The organism is Streptomyces sp. NPDC055189 (assembly GCF_053606765.1).
Genome location: NZ_JBSGSG010000004.1, coordinates 180965 through 196606, shown reverse-complemented (window position 1 = coordinate 196606; position 15642 = coordinate 180965). Strand labels below are relative to the sequence as shown.

Annotated in this window: 13 protein-coding genes and 1 pseudogene; 3 read left to right on the top strand and 11 right to left on the bottom strand. The window is 69.2% G+C overall.

Annotation, left to right across the window (positions count from 1 at the left end; all coding sequences use genetic code 11):
• Window positions 1–124 precede the first annotated feature (124 nt).
• The 4 genes from ACWFR3_RS05235 to ACWFR3_RS05220 all read right to left on the bottom strand — a co-directional run bounded on the left by ACWFR3_RS05235 (window position 125) and on the right by ACWFR3_RS05220 (window position 5127).
• Entirely contained in the window at window positions 125–346 is a 222-nt protein-coding gene (locus tag ACWFR3_RS05235; RefSeq protein WP_453733187.1) for an FmdB family zinc ribbon protein, read from the bottom strand.
• Window positions 347–380: 34 nt separating this feature from the next.
• Window positions 381–1205 carry an HAD family hydrolase gene (locus ACWFR3_RS05230; protein WP_453733186.1) on the bottom strand — a complete coding sequence of 275 codons (825 nt, stop codon included), beginning with the start codon at window positions 1203–1205 and terminating at the stop codon, window positions 381–383.
• Window positions 1202–3862, bottom strand: coding sequence for a phosphoribosyltransferase (locus ACWFR3_RS05225; protein WP_453733185.1), 2661 nt, complete (start codon window positions 3860–3862; stop codon window positions 1202–1204). The genes ACWFR3_RS05230 and ACWFR3_RS05225 overlap by 4 nt, the downstream gene beginning before the upstream one ends.
• Before the next feature lie 68 nt (window positions 3863–3930).
• A complete protein-coding gene (locus ACWFR3_RS05220) occupies window positions 3931–5127 on the bottom strand; it encodes an HpcH/HpaI aldolase/citrate lyase family protein (protein WP_453733184.1) in 1197 nt (398 codons plus the stop codon).
• Between the two features lie 181 nt (window positions 5128–5308).
• Between ACWFR3_RS05220 and ACWFR3_RS05215 the strand changes: the two genes are divergently transcribed.
• Window positions 5309–6214, top strand: coding sequence for a TerD family protein (locus ACWFR3_RS05215; protein ID WP_453733183.1), 906 nt, complete (start codon window positions 5309–5311; stop codon window positions 6212–6214).
• A 60-nt stretch (window positions 6215–6274) separates the two neighbouring features.
• On the opposite strand, the gene ACWFR3_RS05210 is transcribed toward ACWFR3_RS05215, so the two are convergent.
• The 6 genes from ACWFR3_RS05210 to ACWFR3_RS05185 all read right to left on the bottom strand — a co-directional run bounded on the left by ACWFR3_RS05210 (window position 6275) and on the right by ACWFR3_RS05185 (window position 10931).
• The gene (locus ACWFR3_RS05210; protein WP_453733182.1) at window positions 6275–7018 is read right to left on the bottom strand and encodes a TerD family protein; all 744 of its coding nucleotides are present in this window, start codon (window positions 7016–7018) and stop codon (window positions 6275–6277) included.
• A 149-nt stretch (window positions 7019–7167) separates the two neighbouring features.
• Window positions 7168–8310: a DUF475 domain-containing protein gene (locus ACWFR3_RS05205; protein WP_453733181.1), complete on the bottom strand. Its 1143-nt coding sequence runs from the start codon at window positions 8308–8310 to the stop codon at window positions 7168–7170.
• Between the two features lie 64 nt (window positions 8311–8374).
• Entirely contained in the window at window positions 8375–8950 is a 576-nt protein-coding gene (locus tag ACWFR3_RS05200; protein WP_453733180.1) for a TerD family protein, read from the bottom strand.
• A 145-nt stretch (window positions 8951–9095) separates the two neighbouring features.
• A complete protein-coding gene (locus ACWFR3_RS05195) occupies window positions 9096–9671 on the bottom strand; it encodes a TerD family protein (protein WP_361827689.1) in 576 nt (191 codons plus the stop codon).
• 166 nt (window positions 9672–9837) lie between these two features.
• Window positions 9838–10305 carry a peroxiredoxin gene (locus ACWFR3_RS05190; protein ID WP_453733179.1) on the bottom strand — a complete coding sequence of 156 codons (468 nt, stop codon included), beginning with the start codon at window positions 10303–10305 and terminating at the stop codon, window positions 9838–9840.
• 188 nt (window positions 10306–10493) lie between these two features.
• Entirely contained in the window at window positions 10494–10931 is a 438-nt protein-coding gene (locus tag ACWFR3_RS05185; RefSeq protein WP_383271784.1) for a DUF3052 domain-containing protein, read from the bottom strand.
• Window positions 10932–11344: 413 nt separating this feature from the next.
• On the opposite strand from ACWFR3_RS05185, the gene aceE reads away from it, so the two are divergent.
• Together aceE and ACWFR3_RS05175 are read left to right on the top strand one after the other, a co-directional pair.
• Complete coding sequence (aceE, locus tag ACWFR3_RS05180; protein WP_453733178.1) at window positions 11345–14077, top strand: pyruvate dehydrogenase (acetyl-transferring), homodimeric type; 2733 nt, start codon at window positions 11345–11347, stop codon at window positions 14075–14077.
• Window positions 14078–14179: 102 nt separating this feature from the next.
• A pseudogene (locus ACWFR3_RS05175) lies at window positions 14180–14929 on the top strand (potassium channel family protein); the annotation flags it as partial.
• 229 nt (window positions 14930–15158) lie between these two features.
• Here the strand turns inward: ACWFR3_RS05175 and ACWFR3_RS05170 are convergent.
• Complete coding sequence (locus ACWFR3_RS05170) at window positions 15159–15587, bottom strand: peptidase inhibitor family I36 protein (RefSeq protein ID WP_453733225.1); 429 nt, start codon at window positions 15585–15587, stop codon at window positions 15159–15161.
• Window positions 15588–15642 lie beyond the last annotated feature (55 nt).

Genomic DNA, 15642 nt, shown 5'->3' with positions numbered 1-15642 from the left:
AGTTCGCCGCAGGCTGACCGGCCTCATCACACAGTTCACCGCAGACCGGCCCGGTCGCTCCCACGCGGCGGAGCCGCATATGTCGGGGCCCCGCGCCCCCTACGGAGCGCGCACCAGACGTCGGCTATCCGCAGCAGCCCCCGCCGCAGCAGCCGCCTCCGCCACCACCGGGGGCGGGGGCAGGGGCGGACCCTGAGGCCGTACCGCCGACGGCCACCGTCGACAGCAGCTTCACCGTGTCCTCGTGCCCGGCAGGGCAGGCCGCGGGGTCGGCGGACTCGGCCATCGGGCGGCTCAGCTCGAAGGTGTCACCACAGGAACGGCAGCGGTACTCGTATCGGGGCATGGGCCAAGGCTAACCGCAGCGGACCGGCCAGAGGTCAGACGCCGGCCGAACCATGCTGGAGGAACCCCCGCAGGATCTCCTCCCCCGCCGCCACGCCCCGCTCCGGCAGCACCGTGAGCCCCGGCGCCGTCCAGCCCGTGTCGGCCAGCTCGCCGTGCCCGGGGCGCCACGATCGGTCGGCGGCGAGCAGCAGATCGGCGTCGAGGAGCGAGTCACCGGCGGCGAGTATCTCGTCCGCGTCGATACGTCGGGCCACCTCGCGCACCGCCGCGCTCTTGGTCAGCGGCTTCGGCACGGCGTAGATCTTGCGTCCCTGCAGCGAGACGGTCCAGCCGCGGCCCTCCGCCCACTCGGCGAGCTCCTTGACCCACCCCTCCGGCAGCAGTGAGCGCTCGACGACCAGATAAGCGAAGAGGTCCTCGGCCACCCGCTCCTTCAGGAGCCAGGACGGGTCGGCGGTGCGCACCATGTGCGCGCGGACCTCGTCCAGCGAGGCGCACTCGGCGGCGAGGCGCCGCCCGACGCCCGCCCGCCACTCGGGGTCGGAAACGCCGTCGACCAGCAGATGCCCGCCGTTGGCGCAGATCGCGAACTTCGGCGCGGGGCCCGGCAGATGGATGCGCCCGTACTGCTCGCGCGTGCGCGTGGTCGTCGGCACGAAGACCGTGGAACGGCCCACCGCGTCGAGCAGCCCCGCGGCGGTCTCGGTGACGTACGACAGCGGCTTGCTCTCGTACACCTCGACGCAGAGCAGGCGCGGCGCGTCGGCGTCGGGCATGGTCAGGCCGAGAGCCGCGGCGGAGTAGATGAGGGTGCGGTCGAGGTCGCTGGCGACGAGGACCGTACGGGAGGCGCTCACTTGGCGGCCACCGCCTTGCCGTCCGTGCCGGTGGCCCCGCGCGTGAACTTCGGGTGGATCAACCCGACGCAGGTGTAAGGGAGTTCGTCCACTTCCTCCACCGGTACGCCGCGCTGCTCCGCGAGGAGCCGTACGTGATCGAGGTCGGCGCCCGCCCCCGCGCGCGCCAGGATCTTCCAGGGGACGCGGCGCAGGAGGACGCGCGTCGTCTCGCCGACGCCCGGCTTGACCAGGTTCACGTCGTGGATGCCGTACTCCTCGCTGATCCGCTCGACGGCGGCCCAGCCCTCCCAGGTCGGGGCCCGGTCCGCGGAGAGCAGTTCCTTGACCCGGGTGTCGACGGCGTCGGCCACCTCGTCGAAGCGGGCCGTGATGGCGTCGAGGAAGTCGACGGATACGTCCGTGCCGGCGAGCTCGCGGTAGAACTTCGCGCCGTGGAAGTCGTCGGGTCCGACCAGGTCCGCGCGCAGGACGGTGCGCGATATCAGGCCGGAGACCGTCGAGTTGAGGCAGGCGGAGGGGATGAGGAAGTCCTCGCGGGTGCCGTAGGTGCGGACGCAGGAGCCGGGGTCGGCGAGCACGGCGATCTCCGGATCGAAGCCGGTGGGCCCGCCGTGCTCCTCGAACTCCCTTATCGCGTCCGCGAGTTCGCGCGTGATCGCACCCTTGCCCGTCCAGCCGTCGACGAAGACGACATCGGCCGTGTCGTGGTGGGCGGCGAGCCAGCGCAGCGCGTTGGCGTCGATGCCGCGGCCGCGCACGATCGACACGGCGTAGTGCGGCAGGTCCAGGCCGTGGCGGTGCTGCGCCCAGCGCCGCATCAGTACGCCGACGGGCGTGCCCGCGCGGGCCAGCGAGACGAGGACGGGGCGCGGCGACCGCTCGGCGAGCACGGCCTCCGTGACGGTGCCGACGGCCTGCGCGATGCGTGCGGCGGAGGTGCCGAGCGCGGCGCGGAAAAGCTCCTGGTACTGCGGACTCGGCTGGTACTCGACCGGCAGTGACTCGGCGTAGTGCGCGCCACCGCTCTGTATCGCCTCCTCGCGCTCCTCGGTGGGCGCCTCGAGGCGTACGTCCGAGAGGTCCTGCAGCAGCCAGCCGACGTCGTCGGCCGCGTACGAGGAGAAGTCGGGGCCGCGGAGGGGCTCGGGCAGCATGGAGGGCCTTTCGGGGATGTGCTCGGAGAGGTGCTCGGGGGCGCGCCCGGAGTCCGGAACGTACGAGGGCACGACGGCGAGCAGCACCTGCGGAGTGTGCGCGGCGAGCTGTGCGAGCAGTCCGCCGGGGGCGTGGAGTTCGGGGCGGTCGGCCACGGAGTCGACCACGAGGACGATCGCGTCGAAGCCGCCGCCCGCGACGTTGTACGCGTACCTGTCGCCGGGTCCGTCGGCGGGCGCGTCGTGGGCGGGGAAGACGAGGCGGCTGCGGATGGCGTAGCCGGGGTCGTCGACGGCGAGGACTGGCGAGCGGGTGGTGGTGGAGTACCGCACCTCCGGGGCGTCCGCGGGCAGCCGCTCCTCCAGGGCCTTGCCGAGGGCCAGCGGCGCGTACATCAGCTCCTCGAAGCCGAGTACGAGGATGCGGGCGCCGTCGCGCTCCGGGCGCTCGGCCGTGCCGGGGATGCGGGGCGTGCCGGGAGTGCGGGGCGTGTCGAGAGTGCGGGGCGTGTCGGGAGTGCCCGGAGCGATGGGAGTGCCCGGAGCGCCGGGAGTCCCGGAACCGCCGGAGCCCGTGAGCCCCGGCGGCAGCGCTTCCGCGATCCGGTCCGCCATCCCCGGCAGCGCCGCGTCGAGCGCCGCGCGGTGCCCGGGCGCGAAGCCGTGGCGCCCGCCGTCCGGCACTCCGGCGGGCCAACCGAGGTCGACCCGACCGACCCGGCCGGCTTGGCTGACCTGGCCGACCCGGCTGGCAAAGCCGCCCTCACCGCGCGGCGCGGGGAGCACCGGAGCCTCGTACTCCTCGACCAGGGCCTGCCCCTTCTCCAGGACCCCGTCCGGCAGGCTCACCGTGCCGGACGCCATCGTGATCAGGTCGACCCGTGCGCCGATCTCGCGGGCGAAATCGGCCAGGCGGCCCTGGTCCTGCGGGGAGCGCATGTCGACGAGCGCCACGATGACGTACCGCTCGCGCGGGTAGAGCTCGTGGAGCGCGCGGATCGTGTTGAGGACGGTGTTCCCGGTGGAGAACTCGTCGTCGACGAGGACCAGCGGGCCGTCCCTGGTGAGCAGCCGGGGGTCCTCGGGGAGCAGCAGATGCGAGGTCGCGTGCGAGTGGGACTCCTCGAAGCCGCCCGCCCTGCGCACCCCGTCGACCGGGCGGCGCGTGGAGTGGAGGTAGGGCGCGAGGCCGATGCCGTCCGCGACGCAGTGGCCCAGGCCGGTCGCCGTCTCCGCGTACCCGAGGACGACCGCGCGCCGGGCCTGCGCGTCACCCAGGAGTGCGCGCGCCCGGACGCCGAGGTCGTGCCCGGCCGCGTACACGACGGAGGGGAGCTGAGGCACGTGCTTGCCCAGGACGTTCGACACCAGGAGGTGCGCCCGCTTCGGGTTGCGGCGCAGGGCGAGGCCGAGCAGCTCGCTCAGCCCCGCGTCCCCGGCCAACTCCACACCGAGCCGCTCGGCGACCCACGTCCCTGACCACACCACGTCGTCGTTCACAGTCCTCGCACAGTCCTTAGGTTCCTTACGTTCTTCGCCGTCGGCCGGAGAGCCCGGCGGGGCGGTGGTCAGCCGGAGAGCCCGGCGGAGAGCAGCTCCACGAAGCCGATGTCCTCGCGCGCGACGCCGAACACCTCGGCGCGCTGGAGGGTCCGCTCGGCCCATGCGCGGTGCGGCTTCACCTCGTTCATCTTGTTCGTGTACGCCGAGCGCATGACCCCGCCGCCGTCCCGCTCCGGGCGCAGGATGTCCTCGGCGTCGCTGAACTCCTCGTGGGTGACGACCGAGAGGGCGTGCACGGGCAGGACGTGCGAGGGGTGGATGCAGGTCTTGCCGAGCAGGCCGTTGGCGCGGTCGAGCTCGATCTCGCGGAGCAGCCCGTCGATGTCGTGCTCGATGAGCGCCTGCCGCAGCTCCTCGGCCCGGCCCTCCAGGAAGGGGCTCCGGCGCAGCTGCGGCTTGAACATCCGCTCCTGGACGCGGAAGTACTCCCACACAGGGCCGGTCACGGTGAAGCCCGTGCCGTCGGCCCTGCCGAGGCGGTTGACCACGTCCGAGATGACCGAGGCCACGATGTGGACGTCGTAGGCGGTCATGTGCGGCGGCCTGCGCAGTCCGTACGCCGAGCAGAAGTCGGTGACGCCGAGTCGCAGCGCGAGCACCCGCTCGCGGTACTTGTCGACGGTGCGGGCGATCCCGGCGAGGGTCTCCGCGCGGCTCTCCAGGTGCAGCAGCTCGGGCGATTCGAGGACGGGCATGGCGAAGAGCCGCCGGCCGGTGGCGGCCTCCGCCGCGGCGAGCGACTCCAGGAAGGCGACGCCGCGCTCCTCGGTGAATTTGGGCAGTACGAAACCGGACAGCAGCCGGATCGCGGGGCCGAGGCGGTCCGCGAGGTCGGTTATCTGCTCGGGGGCCCGGACCCGGATGAACAGGAGCGGCGGCTCGACGCCGTCCCGCTCGGTGCCGCCCCGCTCCGCGCCGTCCCGCTCGGCGAGGTCGGTGAACTGTCTGACCAGGTTTTCCTCGGCGCCGATGACCTCGGCGTCGTCGATCGAGTCCTCCAGGCAGAGCACCATCGAGATCACGCCACGTCCGGCCTGTTTCAGGATGTCGTCGGCGAGGCGGGGGCGCGTGGCAGGGCTGTAGAGCGTGGCCCCGAGCGCGGCGGCCAGCAGACGCGGGGAGGAGTCCGCAGTGAACGAGCACGGCTCCCGATGGAAGAGACGCTGTCGCACCTCTGGGGCTATATGCCCGAAATGACGCATGATTTCCCCTGTACTCGTCGGCGCGACCCGACGTGATGTGGCCGGTAATAGTACGTAGGGACGGGTGTCAAGGGTTCCCCATGGGCATGAAATTCAGGTAACCCGGCCATGTAGGACACACAGGCCACACACCGTCACCCCCGCGTTGTCCCGCTCAAACCCGGGAAGGCAGGATGACCGCATGACGCACGCGATGTTGAAGGGGTCGAACGTCCCGCTCGAAGCCACGGCTGTCCGCGCGGTGCTGCGCTGGACCCCGGGGCAGGGAGTCCCGGAAGTCGACGCGTCGGCCCTGTTGCTCGGCGCCGACGGCCGCGTGCGGTCCGACGAGGACTTCGTCTTCTACAACCAGCCGCGCCACCCGTCGGGCAAGGTCTGGCGGCTCGGCAAGAAGCGCGTCGCCCAGGGCCTCTCCGAGGGCCTGACCGACACGATCCAGACCGATATGGCGGGCCTGGATCCCGCGGTGGACCGGGTTCTGCTCGTCGCATCCGCCGAGAACGTCGCCTTCAAGCACGTACAGGCGATGCGCATCCTGCTGTACGACGCCGGGGCGGGCGAGGCCGAACCGCTCGCGTACTTCGACATCGCCCCGCAGACGGGCGACGAGACCGCCCTCATCTGCGGCGAGCTCTACCGCCGTGGTGACGTCTGGAAGTTCCGCGCCCTCGGCGAGGGATATCTCAACGGCCTCGAAGGTCTCGCCGGCGACTTCGGCATCTCCGTGGACGAGTCGGAGGCGGTGACCGAGCCGACGACCGAGGCGTCCCTGCCGCAGCCCTATCCGCAGCACCGCCAGCCGCTGCCCGAACCGGCCACGCAGGCGCTGCCTCCGCAGGCTCCGGCGACGCACGCCCCGGCTCCCCAGCCTTTCCCCGCACCGGCCCCGCAGCCCGCGTACGGCTATCCTCCCGAGCCCCCGCGCCACCAGCCCGCCCCGCAGCCTTCCTACGGCTATCCACAGCACGCGCCCGCCCATGCGGCGCCGGTCCCGCAGCCCAGCTACGGCTATCCGCAGCCCGTGCCGCCGATGCCCGACCCGAACTTCCGGCTGCCGCCCCAGGGACCGCAGTTCCTGGCGCGCTGAGCCCGCGGTGCGGGCCCTGAGGCGGGGGCCTGCCGTGCGGGCGGCCCCCGGCGGGGCCGCTCAGGCGCCGCCCACCTTGGACTTGTAGCCGCGGCCCCACTGCAGCCCCCAGCCGTACAGCCGGTCGAGCTCGGCCTGGAAGCCGTAGACGAACTTCACCTCGCGGCGCACGACCAGCTCGTCCTTGACGTTCTCCAGCGTGAATATCGCGCAGGAACGGGCCTGCGGCTGGCGCTCGTCCAGGTCGATCTCGATCCGCGGCCCGTTGCTGGGGTAGAGCGTCACCTTGGCGTGCGTGCGGTCGAAGGCCGGCGTCTGGTCGTAGATGTAGGCGAAGAACAGCAGCCGCTTTATCGACTCGCGGTGGTCGAGGTTCACGTAGATCGTCTCGCCGGACGGCGAGCCGAACCGGTCGTCGCCGCTGAGCTTCACGAACGGCGGTGCGTTCAGGTCCCCGAAGAAGCTGCCCAGCGGCTGTACGACGCCCTTGGCGCCGTCCACCGTCTCGTACAGGCAGCCGAGGTCGAGGTCGACGTTGACCACGCCCTGGGTGTGCGCCTGCACCACGTCGGGCTGGAACATCCGGAAAGGGTGCCGCAGCAGGCCGCCGCCCTTGCGCTTGCCGATGATGTCGGACGTACGCATCTGCCAGGAGAGGTTGACCCGGAGGTTGCCGGTGGCCGCGCCCTGTTTGTTGAGCGAGACCGTCGGGTGCCGCTTGGTGAGTTCTATGGAGTTCGTCGCGGCGCTGCCCGACTCGAAGTCCATCGAGCGCCCACGGAATAGACCGTCCCAGAAGGACATCGCCGCCCCCAAAAAATTGCCGGAGCCCCATGGGCCCCGTCGCGAATGCCACGGGGCGGCCAGGAGGACTCGTCCTCGATGGCCGCCCCGTTCAGAAGCGTTCCTCACTCATCCCCGGGTCACACGCCGGGAACGCGTCAGACCCGAACTCATACGCCGGACGAGACCTCGGCCTTCTCGTCCGAACCTGAGCCCTCCGCCGCCGCCAGCGCCTTGTTGCGGCGCACGGACGACCAGAAGGACCAGGCGATCAGGACGACGCCGACGAGGCCGGTGATGACCTCGTGGATCTCGTACTGGATGGTGACGATCAGGATCACGGCGAGGGCGCCGATCGCGTAGTGCGCGCCGTGCTCCAGGTAGACGTAGTCGTCCAGGGTGCCCTGGCGGACCAGGTAGACGGTGAGCGAACGGACGTACATCGCGCCGATGCCCAGGCCCAGCGCCATCAGAACGATGTCGTTGGTGATGGCGAAGGCGCCGATGACGCCGTCGAAGGAGAACGACGCGTCCAGGACCTCGAGGTAGAGGAACATGAAGAAGGCGGCCTTGCCGGCCAGGACGACGGCAGGAACCTTCTTGCCGGACTTCTTCGCCTCTTCCTCCTCCTCGTGCTCGCGTTCCTCTTCTTCCTCGAGTTTGTTCTCGAAGAAGCCGGACAGACCACCGACCACCAGATAGGTGATCAACCCCGCGATACCGGATAGAAGCACCGTCGGTGCCTTGTCCACATGCGTTCCACCGTGCTGGTGGGCCTGGGTGGCAACGGTCATCGCGGCGACCATGAGCACGATGAGCGCGATGCAGACCGACAGCATGTCGATCTTGCCGAGCTTGGCGAGCGGGCGCTCGAGCCAGCCGAGCCACTTGATGTCGCGGTCCTCGAAGATGAAGTCGAGGAAGATCATCAACAGGAACATGCCACCGAACGCGGCGATCGACGGGTGAGCGTCGGTCACCAGCTGCTGGTACTGGTCCTTGTCGTTGAGCGCGAGACGCACGGCCTCAATGGGGCCGATCTTGGCGCTGATGGCCACGATGGCGACGGGGAAGACCAGGCGCATGCCGAACACGGCGATCAGCACACCGATGGTGAGGAAGATTTTCTGCCAGAAGGCACTCATCTTCTTCAGGATTCCGGCGTTGACCACCGCGTTGTCGAAGGACAGCGAGATCTCGAGGATGGACAGGATCGCCACGACCCCGAAACCTGTCCACCCCCCGTAGAACACCGCCGCGACCAGGCCGAGCGCGGTAACCGCGAACGACCAGCCGAAGGTTTTCAGAAGCACTGGCTACCCAATCGTGTGTGTACGGGCTCCCGTTTAGCGGTCTCCCCCGCGCCGGTCCCCGGCTTTACGAAACATTGACCCCGAAGTCTAGAGCGATGCCCCGCAGACCTGACGCGTACCCCTGCCCAACAGCACGGAACTTCCACTCCCCGCCGTAGCGGTATACCTCGCCGAAGATCATCGCGGTCTCCGTGGAGGCATCCTCGGAGAGGTCGTAGCGCGCGAGCTCCTGATGGTCGGCCTGGTTGACCACGCGGATGAAAGCGTTGCTGACCTGGCCGAACGTCTGACCACGGTTGTCCGCTTCATGGATCGAGACCGGGAAGACGATCTTGTCGCAGTCGGCGGGCACCTTGGAGAGGTCGATCAGGAGCGACTCGTCGTCACCGTCACCCTCACCCGTGAGGTTGTCGCCGGTGTGTTCGACGGAGCCGTCCGGGCTCTTGAGGTTGTTGTAGAAGACGAACCACTCGTCGCCCATGACCCGGCCCGAGTTGCACATCAGCGCGCTGGCGTCGAGGTCGAAGGGTGCTCCGGTGGTGGAGCGCGCGTCCCAGCCGAGACCGACCAGGACCTGCGTGAGGTTCGGTGCGGCCTTGGAGAGGGAGACATTGCCTCCCTTGGCGAGCGTGACGCCCATGATGTGGTCCTCCCCGTGGTTCGAGAGCAGAAATCCCCGGGCTCCCGTGCGGGCGCCCCTGTCCGGGAACAAGAGTTTTGAGCACGTCCGGCGCCGCACTCGTGGTGTGCGGCGCCGGACGACAAGGCGGAGGGTGTTGCTCGGCTCAGACGTTGACGCCGAAGTCCTGCGCGATGCCGCGCAGGCCCGAGGCGTAGCCCTGGCCGACGGCGCGGAACTTCCACTCCGCTCCGTTGCGGTACAGCTCGCCGAAGACCATCGCCGTCTCCGTCGAGGCGTCCTCGGAGAGGTCGTACCGTGCGATCTCCGCGCCGCCCGCCTGGTTCACGACGCGGATGAACGCGTTGCGCACCTGGCCGAACGACTGCTGGCGGGTCTCGGCGTCGTAGATCGAGACCGGGAAGACGATCTTGTCCACGTCGGCCGGAACGGCCGCGAGGTCGACCTTGATCGCCTCGTCGTCGCCCTCGCCCTCACCGGTGGTGTTGTCACCGGTGTGCTCGACGGATCCGTCCGGGCTCTTCAGGTTGTTGAAGAACACGAAGTTGCCGTCGCTGCTGACCTTGCCCTCGGCATTCGTCAGGATGGCGCTGGCGTCGAGGTCGAAGTCCGTACCGGTGGTGGTACGGACGTCCCAGCCCAGGCCGACCAGAACCGCGGTCAGGCCGGGGGCCTCCTTGCTCAGCGATACGTTGCCGCCCTTGCTGAGGCTGACTCCCACAAATCCTCCCAAATTGATGTCCAGGGGCGGGGAGCCCCAGTCATGCTTTGCCGGTCGTGCTTAGTCGGCCGTGCCTGCATCAGATCAACGAGTGGATCCTAGTGACCGGTTCCCGGCCGACACAGGCTCTGCACCCGAAGAATCACAGGGTGTCACCCCTGAGGAATCACAGGGTGCCGAGCGCCTTGACGTACTCGTTGAGGTCGCGGGCGTCCGGCAGGCCGTTGACGACAGTCCAGCGCACCACGCCCTCCTTGTCGATGATGAAGGTGCCGCGCACGGCGCAGCCCTTCTCCTCATCGAAGACCCCATAGGCGCGCGACGCCTCACCGTGCGGCCAGAAATCGGAGAGCAGGGGGTACTCGAGACCCTCCTGCTCGGCGAAGACGCGCAGGGTGTGGATGGAGTCGTTCGAGACCGCGAGCAGCTGGGTGTCGTCGTTGACGAACTTGGGCAGTTCGTCGCGCAGGGCGCAGAGCTCGCCCGTGCACACACCGGTGAACGCGAACGGATAGAAGAGCAGCACCACGTTCTTCTCGCCGCGGAAGTCCGACAGCTTCACGGTCCGGCCGTGGTTGTCCTTCAGCTCGAAGTCCGGGGCCTTGGTGTCGGTCGCGATTCCAGCGAGCGCCATGAGCTAAGCATCCCTTCGGTGGGGCTGTTCGGGTGATGACCACCCTACGCAACGGGCGTTTCGTCCGATCACTGCCCATGGCGGGCACCTCTCAGGCCCCGCACATACGCGTGAGCCCCCACCGGCATGCGTCGGTGGGGGCTCACGGCGTTTGGCTCAGTCGACTTCCTGCTGCCTGAGCGGCAGCTTCACCGCTTCTTGGCTGCCGCCTTCGGCGTGACCAGACGGCTGCCCGTCCAGTCCTTGCCCGCGTTGATGGTCCGGGTCTGCGCAAGGCCTGCGGTCTGGGCTGCCTCGTTGATGTCGCTCGGCTCGACGTAACCGTCGCGGCCGGTCTTGGGCGTCATCAGCCAGAGGTCGCCGCCTTCTTCGATCAGCTGGGTGGCGTCCACCAGCGCATCCGTCAGGTCGCCGTCGTCCTCGCGGAACCACAGCACTACGGCGTCAGCAGTGTCGTCGTAGTCCTCGTCGACGAGCTCGCTGCCGATCACCCCTTCAATGGCCTCGCGGAGCTCCTGATCGACATCGTCGTCGTAGCCGATCTCCTGGACCACCTGCTCGGGCTGGAATCCCAGCCTCGCGGCAGGGTTGGTCCGCTCCTCCGCGTGGTCCGCGGTCGCGCTCACGGCTTGCCTCCTGATCATGTTTTCGGGAATGCCTTCATCCACGCGCGTGCGCGGGACATTGGCGGTAGTCCACACGGGCGGACCGGATCGCGCAAGTACCCGGCCGTCAAGACCGCTGAAACGGTGACGTTCCCGGCCGTGTCATTGCAACTCAAGGCCCACCTGCCAGATCCTTCTCCGCTCGCACTTCGCTCGTACGACGCCGGTCGGAACCGGGCTCCGAACGACCTTACGAACCGGCTAGGCAGGATGGGCGTATCGTTGCGATTTGGTCGAGCCTACCCCAGGGCCGCCGGACGGGCGCCTCGGTTACCTCTGAGTAGAGATGACGATTAGGCCTACGCGGTACACGATGGGGAACGTCTCACAGCCAGGCAGAACCCAGGCGAAAGCCCCAACAGCGAAGGAACAGCGTGGCTTCCGGATCCGATCGCAACCCGATCATCATTGGCGGCCTGCCGAGTCAGGTCCCGGACTTCGATCCCGAAGAGACCCAGGAGTGGCTCGACTCCCTCGATGCCGCGGTGGACGAACGCGGCCGCGAGCGGGCCCGCTACCTGATGCTCCGGCTTATCGAACGCGCGCGCGAGAAGCGCGTCGCCGTGCCCGAAATGCGTAGTACGGACTACATCAACACGATCGCCACCAAGGACGAGCCGTTCTTCCCCGGCAACGAGGAAATCGAGCGCAAGGTCCTGAACGCGACCCGCTGGAACGCCGCGGTGATGGTCTCGCGCGCCCAGCGTCCCGGCATCGGCGTCGGCGGCCACATCGCCACCTTCGCCTCCTCCGCCTCGCTCTACGACGTGGGCTTCAACCACTTCTTCCGCGGCAAGGACGAGGGCGACGGCGGCGACCAGATCTTCTTCCAGGGGCACGCGTCCCCCGGTATCTACGCCCGCGCCTTCCTCCTCGACCGGCTCTCCGAGCAGCAGCTCGACGCGTTCCGCCAGGAGAAGTCGAAGGCCCCGAACGGACTCTCGTCCTACCCCCACCCGCGCCTCATGCCGGACTTCTGGGAGTTCCCGACCGTCTCCATGGGCCTCGGCCCCCTCGGCGCGATCTTCCAGGCCCGCATGAACCGCTACATGGAGGCGCGCGGCATCGCCGATACCTCCAAGTCCCACGTCTGGGCCTACCTCGGCGACGGCGAGATGGACGAGCCCGAGTCGCTCGGCCAGCTCTCCATCGCCGCCCGGGAGGGCCTGGACAACCTGACCTTCGTCGTCAACTGCAACCTCCAGCGCCTCGACGGCCCGGTACGCGGCAACGGCAAGATCATCCAGGAGCTCGAGTCGCAGTTCCGCGGCGCCGGCTGGAACGTCATCAAGCTCGTCTGGGACCGCAGCTGGGACCCGCTGCTCGCGCAGGACCGCGACGGCGTCCTGGTCAACCGGCTCAACACCACCCCCGACGGCCAGTTCCAGACGTACGCGACCGAGACCGGCTCGTACATCCGCGACCACTTCTTCGGCGACGACCACCGCCTGCGCGCCATGGTCGAGAACATGACCGACGAGCAGATCCTGCACCTGGGCCGCGGCGGTCACGACCACAAGAAGGTCTACGCGGCGTACGCGGCCGCCAAGGCCCACAAGGGCCAGCCGACCGTCATCCTCGCGCAGACGGTGAAGGGCTGGACCCTCGGCCCGAACTTCGAGGGCCGCAACGCCACGCACCAGATGAAGAAGCTGACGGTCGACGACCTCAAGGGCTTCCGCGACCGCCTGCACATCCCGATCCCGGACAAGCAGCTGGAGGACGGCGCCCCGCCGTACTACCACCCCGGCCGCGACTCCGAAGAGATCCAGTACATGCACGACCGCCGCCAGGGCCTGGGCGGTTACGTCCCGACCCGCGTGGTCCGCTCGAAGCCCCTCCCGCTTCCCGAGGACAAGACGTACGCGACCGCGAAGAAGGGTTCGGGCCAGCAGTCGATCGCCACCACCATGGCGTTCGTCCGCATCCTGAAGGACCTCATGCGGGACAAGGAGATCGGCAAGCGTTTCGTGCTGATCGCCCCCGACGAGTACCGCACCTTCGGCATGGACGCGTTCTTCCCGAGCGCGAAGATCTACAACCCGATCGGCCAGCAGTACGAATCGGTCGACCGTGATCTGCTCCTCGCCTACAAGGAGTCCCCGACCGGCCAGATGCTGCACGACGGCATCTCGGAGGCCGGCTGTACGGCCTCGCTGATCGCCGCGGGCTCGGCCTACGCCACCCACGGCGAACCGCTGATCCCCGTGTACGTCTTCTACTCGATGTTCGGTTTCCAGCGCACCGGCGACCAGTTCTGGCAGATGGCCGACCAGCTGGCCCGCGGCTTCGTGCTCGGCGCCACCGCCGGCCGCACGACCCTGACCGGCGAGGGCCTCCAGCACGCGGACGGCCACTCGCAGCTGCTCGCCTCGACCAACCCTGGCTGTGTCGCCTACGACCCCGCCTTCGGTTACGAGATCGCGCACATCGTCAAGGACGGCCTGCGCCGGATGTACGGCCCCGACAGCGAGGACGTCTTCTACTACCTCACCGTCTACAACGAGCCGATCCAGCACCCGGCCGAGCCCGCCGATGTGGACGTCGACGGCATCCTCAAGGGCATCTACCGCTTCAAGACGGGCGAGCAGGGCGCGATCCCGGCGCAGATCCTCGCCTCCGGTGTCGCGGTCCCGTGGGCGGTCGAGGCCCAGCAGATCCTCGCTTCCGAGTGGAACGTCAAGGCGGACGTCTGGTCGGCGACCTCCTGGAACGAACTGCGCCGCGAGGCGGTCGACGTGGAGCGCCACAACCTCCTGCACCCCGAGGAGGAGCAGCGCACCCCGTACGTGACGCAGAAGCTGTCCGGCGCGGAGGGTCCGTTCGTGGCCGTCTCCGACTGGATGCGGAGCGTCCCGGACCAGATCTCCCGCTGGGTCCCCGGCACCTACCAGTCCCTGGGCGCCGACGGCTTCGGCTTCGCGGACACCCGCGGTGCGGCCCGCCGCTTCTTCCACATCGACGCGCAGTCGATCGTGGTCGGGGTGCTGACCGAGCTGGCCCGTGAGGGCAAGCTGGACCGCTCCGTACTGAAGCAGGCCATCGACCGCTACCAGCTGCTCGACGTCACGTCGGCCGACCCGGGCGTTGCCGGAGGCGACGCCTAGGCCGCGCGGCACCTGTAGCACGGCACCTGTAGCACGCAGGTCGCCCGGAGGGCGGTGGGACGGTGGCTCCCGCCGCCCTCCGGCATTTCCTACGATGCGCGCATGGAAGCGCCCGTGGAACACCAGCCGGCCCAGCTGCGTAAAGATCGGCCGGCCCAGCTCCGTTGGGAGCGACGCACCCAACGCCCGCTCCTCGTGCTCGCGGTGGCTTTCGCCGTTGCCTACGCCGTGCCCATCGTGGTGCCCGACGCGAGCAGGCGCGTCGCGATCACGTGCACGGCGGTGGAGTGGATCGTCTGGGGCTCGTTCGCCGTCGATTACCTCGTACGCCTGTACCTCACCGACCACCGCAAGCAGTTCGTCCGCTCGCACTGGCTCGACCTCTGCGCCGTCCTCCTTCCGATGCTGCAACCGCTGCGGTTGCTGCGGCTCGTCTCGACTCTGCTGCTGGTGGGACGCCGGGCCCGGATGGCGTCGCAGATTCAGCTGACGACCTATGTCGCCGGTGCCGTCGTGGGACTGCTCATGTTCGGTTCACTGGCTGTCCTTTCGGTGGAGCGGGAGTCGCCGGACGGCAACATCAAGACGCTCGGCGATGCGGTGTGGTGGTCCTTCACCACGATGACCACCGTCGGCTACGGCGATCACGCACCGACGACCGGGCTCGGCCGCATACTCGCGGTCGGCCTGATGCTTTCGGGCATCGCCCTCCTGGGTGTGGTGACCGCCAACATCGCGGCCTGGTTCATCTCGCGCTTCGACCGGGACGACATCGAGGAGCGGCGCCAGACGGCGGCGATCGAGGCGCTGACGACGGAGGTGAGGGCGCTGCGCGCTCAGGTGACGGCGCTGTCGGCCGGGGCGGGGGCCGGCGGCGGGGCGGATGCGGGGTCTGATGGCGGGTCCGAGGCGGGGCCGGGTGCGGGTTCCGGGCCTGAGGCGGGGCCCGGTTCCGGGCCCGGGACGGGACCCGGCGCGGGGCCGGGGCCGGCTGCGGGGCCGGGTGTGGGGTCTGATGGCGGGCCAGGCGTCGTTCCCGGTGCGAGGGCGCCCGAGTCTCCGGAGACTCCGGAGACTCCGGTCAGTTCTCCCAGACCTTGAACGCTCTTACTCGATAGGGCGATTCAGGGAGCCAGGTGCCACCTCCCGGATATGTGTCGAACTCGCCGGTCTCCCCGCACTCCGCGGACTGATACGTGGTGACCGGCCGGCCCGTGCGGTTGGCGAGAGCTTGAGCGCTGCCCCCCTCCGGCAGCGCTACACAGCTCTCGATGTCGATCTCGGACAGCTCGTACGTCTGTCGGGCGCCCTTGAACTGCGCCTTCCCCCATAGACAAAGCTCTCCCGGCCCACAACTGGCGAGCCTTGGTGGCGCGGCAGCCCCCGCGTGCTTCGCGGGTGTCGCGGAATCGGCCCCGGTGAACGGTGTCGTGGCCCCGGCCGGCGTGGGGGCCAGGATCACCGAGGCGAGTGCGGCTGCGGCGAAGGTGGCGGGCATGGTCGTACGCATCGTCATCAACTCCCGTGACATGTCGATCACTTGTGTGTCGTGTCGATCACTTGCG